This is a genomic window from Pseudoalteromonas sp. SG43-7 (assembly GCF_014164295.1).
GTDB lineage: Bacteria > Pseudomonadota > Gammaproteobacteria > Enterobacterales > Alteromonadaceae > Pseudoalteromonas > Pseudoalteromonas rhizosphaerae.
On record NZ_JACJEY010000170.1, the window covers coordinates 1 to 657 of the forward strand.

The following is a 657-nucleotide window of genomic DNA, read 5'->3' on the forward strand; positions in this document are numbered from 1 at the left end:
TTAATTCCTTTTGTTTTTGAGCTTCGACAAGGCCCCTTGCTGGTGATACCACATGCTATGGCTAGTCTCTCACTGACCCCCAATTTCATTAAACTGCGTACTTTGGTGCGAGGTTTACGCCATTGTCGCCAGTAGCACATTCTTATCCTACGGCGGATCCAATGATCTAAATCCACTGTTAGCTGATAGGCGTTGGCTATTAGGTAGTAGTGTCCCCAGCCGCGGTTAGTGAGTTCCCTGACATTTGCTTTGAATTTCTTTAGCGCCTGTTCGTGGATCTGCACTTGACCGTAACGGAATGTGAACCCGAGAAATTTTGAGCCTGATACTGGACCCACTCGACTTTTCGATTCGTTCACTTTGAGCTTTAATCGCTTAGTGATGAACGCAGTAATTTCCCGCTGGATTATTAATCCTTCGCTTTTCGTTTTTACTAAAATGATTATGTCATCAGCGTAACGTGCAAACTTAAGGTGTTTGTAGGTTAGCTTCTTATCTAATTCATCGAGTAAGATGTTGGAAAGCAAAGGGGATAACGGAGTTTTTCAAGTTAGTTGTCGCCTCAAGTTAAATTTTATGCCGCCCGCATTTCTTCTTTTTTCTCAGGATTCAAATTTACTTCGTTTATCATTGACCAATCTCGTGACTTTCCTGACC

General features: G+C 42.6%; 1 pseudogene. It reads right to left on the minus strand.

The features are described from left to right. Positions 1–539: pseudogene (locus tag H5200_RS23335) on the minus strand (reverse transcriptase domain-containing protein); the annotation flags it as partial. Between the last annotated feature and the right edge of the window lie 118 nt (positions 540–657).